Raw genomic sequence first — 3,980 nt, forward strand, 5'->3', positions numbered from 1 at the left:
CGAGATCATCGAGCTCAGCACCGCCGTCAATCCGAACGAGCTGCTGGCGCATGGCGACATCGACGCCAACTATTTCCAGCACGTGCCCTATCTGCGATCGCAGGAACAGGCGCTGGGCCAGACCTTCGCCGTCGCCGCGACCGTGCATATCGAGCCGTTGGGCGTCTATTCCCGCCGGCACAAGAGCTTCGCCGAGGTGCCGGATGGCGGCACGGTGGCGGTGCCGAACAACGTCACCAATCTCAGCCGCGCCCTCTACCTGCTGCAGGACCAGAAGCTGATCACCCTGAAGGCCGGCTTCGCCGAGCCGGACAAACAGCTGGCGACGCCGGCCGACATCGCCGGCAACCCGAAGCACCTGAAGGTGCTGGAGGTCGAATCGGCGCTGCTGCCGCGGGCGCTCGACGATGTCGACCTGGCTGTCATCAACGGCAATTACGCGCTCGAAGCCGGGCTGACTCCGGCCAAGGATGCGCTGGGGCTGGAGAAGGCCGAGGGCAACCCCTACGCCAACATCCTGGTGACCAGGCCGAAGCTGGCGGACGACCCGCGGATCAAGCGGCTGTCGCAGGTCCTGACCTCGCCGGCGGTGGCGAAGTTCATCCGCGACCGCTACCAGGGCTCGGTAATTCCGGTCAGCGATTGAGGGATGGCGCGGGCGTCACCGGCGCCCGCGCATCCACTTCACCGCAGCGTCCACGACTCCGCGCAGGGGCAGCAGGCGGCAATCGGCCATGCCGACCAATCCGCGGCTGCCCAGGTCCGGCTGGCGGTCCAGCTCGGCGCCGATCGCCTCGAAATCATCGGTGTCATAATCGGGCGCGTCGACCGTGATCCAGCGCCGCTCGCCGTCGACCAGCGCGGGCAGGCCGCTGCGGAGGGTGGCGAGCCGACCTGCCCGGTGCTCGGCCAGGTGGAACGACGTGCAGGTGGCGTAGCCCGTCCCCAGGAACAACACGCGGGCCTCCGCCTCGTACAGCCGGGCCAGCGGGGATCCCTCGCCCAGCCACGCTTCAAGGGGATGCGGCCCAACGATGGCCTCGGCCCCCGCACCCCAGGCGGCGAAGGACACCTGGGGGTGGGCGCTGCGGACCACGCCGGGTGCGGTGCGGAAGGTCTCGGCGATCACGCCGACGCCGCGCGACGGCGACAGGCGGGGATCATAGACCGGCATCTCCGACCGGATCGGCTCGATCCAGTCCGCCGGCACAGGCGGGGCCCGCCAATCCGCGGGGTCGGACAGCCCGCTGGTGAAGGCCGGCATGACCAGCAGCCTGGCCGGGCCGACGGCGGTCATCAGCGCCTCGACCACCGCCTGCGATCCGCCGGCGACGAAGCCCAGCGCCGACAGCGCGCTGTGGACCAGCAACCGGTCGCCGGCACGGACGCCCAGCGCCGCCAACCCGGCGCGCAGCCGGGACCGCGTGACCGGTCCGCCGCTGGTGCGCCGGATCACCGCCGACTCGCCATCCATCGTCCCCTCCCTCACTTCGACGCGATAGCGCGTCAGTGCCGGCTGGCGGCCAGATTGTCGGCGCGGACGAAGTCGACGAAGGCACGCAGCGCCGCCGGCATCTGGCGCTGGCGCGGATAATACAGGAAGAATCCCGGAAAGGGCGGCGACCAGTCCTCCAGCAGCGGCACCAGCCGGCCCTCCGCCAGCTCCGCCGCGACCATGCCCTCGAACATGAAGCCCAGCCCGGCGCCGTCCAGCACCGAGCGGATCAGGAGCCGCTGGTCGTTGACGATCAGCGGCCCTTCCGGGCTGACCGACAGCTCCCGGCCGTCTTTCCCGAACTCCCAGGCATAGACCACGCCGCTCGGGAAGCGGTAGCCGATGCAGGCGTGCTCCGTCAGGTCGCGCGGCGTCTGCGGCGGTGGCCGCCGCGCGAGATAGGATGGGGCCGCGATCACGATCATCCGCTGGTCGCCGCCGAAGCGCACCGCCACCATGTCGCGCTCCAGCTGCTCGCCCAGGCGGATGCCGGCATCGAAGCTGCCGGCGACGATGTCGACCAGGGCGCTGGTGACCGCGATCTCCAGCCGGATTTCGGGATAGGCCTCCAGGAAACGGGCCACCATCGGCGCCAGGATCAACTCCGCCGCCGGGATCGAGGTGGTGATCTTCAGCGATCCCGCCGGCTGGCGGCGGAACTGGTCGATCTCGCCGACGGCCCCTTCGATGTCGCGGAAAGCGGGCTCCAGCCGGGCCAGCAGCCGCTCGCCCGCCTCGGTCGGCGTGACGCTGCGGGTGGTGCGGTTCAACAGCCGCACGCCCAGCCGCTCCTCCAGCCCACGGATGGCATGGCTGACGGCCGAGGCGGACAGGCCCAGCTCGATCGCCGCGCGGCGGAAGCTGCGGTGCCGCGCCACCGCGGCGAAGGCGGCCAGGTCGGGAAGGTCGGGGCGAAGCATTGCTGAATCTCACTCATCAGCTCGTGCGTATATCTATGGGTTATCGCACGATCGCCCAACCCCTATCTCTCCTGCGTGCCGCAGCGGTCAGCACGACCGGCGGCTTCGGAAAGCCAAGGAGAAGAACCATGGACAGACGCTCTCTCGGCCAGGACGGCACCACCGTCTCCGCCATCGGCCTCGGCTGCATGGGCATGTCCGAATTCTATGGGCCGCGCGACGACGCCCAGTCGCTCGACACGCTGGCGGCGGCGCTGGATCACGGCATCGACCTCTTCGACACCGCCGACATGTATGGCTCGGGCCACAATGAGGAGCTGATCGGCCGCTTCCTGAAGGGCCGGCGCGACCAGGTGGTGCTGGCCACGAAATTCGGCATCGTGCGGGCGTCCGGCCAGTATGAACGGCGGGTCGACAACTCGCCGGCGTATATCAAGGCCGCGGCCGAGGCCTCGCTGACGCGCCTGGGCACCGATGTCATCGACCTCTACTACATGCATCGCCGCAACACCGACGTGCCGGTCGAGGATGCGGTCGGCGCCATGGCCGAGCTGGTGCAGGCCGGCAAGGTGCGGCAGATCGGCCTCTCCGAAGTGTCGGCCGAGACGTTGCGCCGGGCCCATGCGGTGCATCCCATCGCGGCGGTGCAGAGCGAGTACTCGCTGTGGACCCGCGATCCCGAGCAGAACGGGGTGCTCGCGGCCTGCCGTGAACTCGGCACCAGCTTCGTCGCCTATTCGCCGCTCGGCCGCGCCTTCCTGGCCGGTGCCGTGACCGACACCTCGGCCCTGGCCGCGGACGACTTCCGCCGCATCAATCCGCGCTTCGCCGATGGCGCGCTGGTCCAGAACCGGCGCCTGGCCGAGGCGCTGGGCGACTTTGCCGCCGGTCTGGGCGCCAAGCCGGCCCAGGTGGCGCTGGCCTGGCTGCTGGCCCGGCAGGACAACATCGTGCCGATCCCGGGCACCAAGCGCCCCGCCTATCTCGCCGAGAATGCCGGGGCCGCCGCGATCCGGCTGACGGCGGGGCAGGTGGCCGCGCTGGACGCCCTGTTCGCGCCGGATGCGATCGCCGGCGAGCGCTACTCCGAAGAGGGCATGAAGGGCGTCGGCCTGTAGAGACCGTCTGATAACGCCACTGGTGCGGCCGTCTGGTGGCGGCTTCTCCGCTTCCGGTGCTCACGGATCCAAACGTCCGCTGCGCGCCGGTTCTCGAAGCCACCACCAGCCGACTCACACCAGCGCATTCTCAAACGATCTCTGCATCGGATGTCTTGCCGCCTGGGGTCGCGCCGACTATCCAGGCGGCATGCGCATCCTGTTCGTCTGCACCGGCAACATCTGCCGCTCGCCGACCGCCGAGGCGGTGATGCGGGCCAAGCTGGCCGCCGCCGGGCTCGACCACACGGTCGACGGCGCCGGCCTGCAAGGTTTTCATGCCGGCGAGCCGCCGCATCCGCCGGCAATCCGGGCCGCGGCTTCGCGCGGCTATGACCTGCTGCCGCTGCGCGCCCGCAAGCTGGAGCGGGTGGATTTCCGCCGCTTCGACCTGCTGCTGGCGATGGA

Annotated in this window: 5 protein-coding genes; 3 read left to right on the plus strand and 2 right to left on the minus strand. The window is 70.2% G+C overall.

Annotated features, from left to right (window positions below):
* Positions 1–646: MetQ/NlpA family ABC transporter substrate-binding protein (locus tag AC3XYG_RS21965; protein WP_489141998.1), on the plus strand; the 646-nt coding region annotated here is incomplete at its 5' end.
* A gap of 15 nt (positions 647–661) precedes the next feature.
* On the opposite strand, the gene AC3XYG_RS21970 is transcribed toward AC3XYG_RS21965, so the two are convergent.
* On the minus strand, positions 662–1,474 hold the full coding sequence (locus AC3XYG_RS21970) for an AAC(3) family N-acetyltransferase (RefSeq protein WP_489141999.1): 813 nt from the start codon (positions 1,472–1,474) through the stop codon (positions 662–664).
* Between the two features lie 32 nt (positions 1,475–1,506).
* A complete protein-coding gene (locus AC3XYG_RS21975) occupies positions 1,507–2,415 on the minus strand; it encodes a LysR family transcriptional regulator (RefSeq protein ID WP_489142000.1) in 909 nt (302 codons plus the stop codon).
* Between the two features lie 128 nt (positions 2,416–2,543).
* On the opposite strand from AC3XYG_RS21975, the gene AC3XYG_RS21980 reads away from it, so the two are divergent.
* Together AC3XYG_RS21980 and AC3XYG_RS21985 are read left to right on the plus strand one after the other, a co-directional pair.
* Complete coding sequence (locus AC3XYG_RS21980; protein ID WP_489142001.1) at positions 2,544–3,533, plus strand: aldo/keto reductase; 990 nt, start codon at positions 2,544–2,546, stop codon at positions 3,531–3,533.
* 190 nt (positions 3,534–3,723) lie between these two features.
* The coding region (locus tag AC3XYG_RS21985) for a low molecular weight protein-tyrosine-phosphatase (RefSeq protein ID WP_489142002.1) at positions 3,724–3,980 on the plus strand (257 nt) is incomplete at its 3' end.

This window comes from Inquilinus sp. (assembly GCF_057815775.1).

What these genes read in the sequence shown, in the direction of transcription:
- AC3XYG_RS21970 (WP_489141999.1), bottom strand. Translation starts at nt 1,474, where the DNA reads ATGGATGGCGAGTCGGCGGTGATCCGGCGCACCAGCGGCGGACCGGTC.
- AC3XYG_RS21975 (WP_489142000.1), bottom strand. Translation starts at nt 2,415, where the DNA reads ATGCTTCGCCCCGACCTTCCCGACCTGGCCGCCTTCGCCGCGGTGGCG.
- AC3XYG_RS21980 (WP_489142001.1), top strand. Translation starts at nt 2,544, where the DNA reads ATGGACAGACGCTCTCTCGGCCAGGACGGCACCACCGTCTCCGCCATC.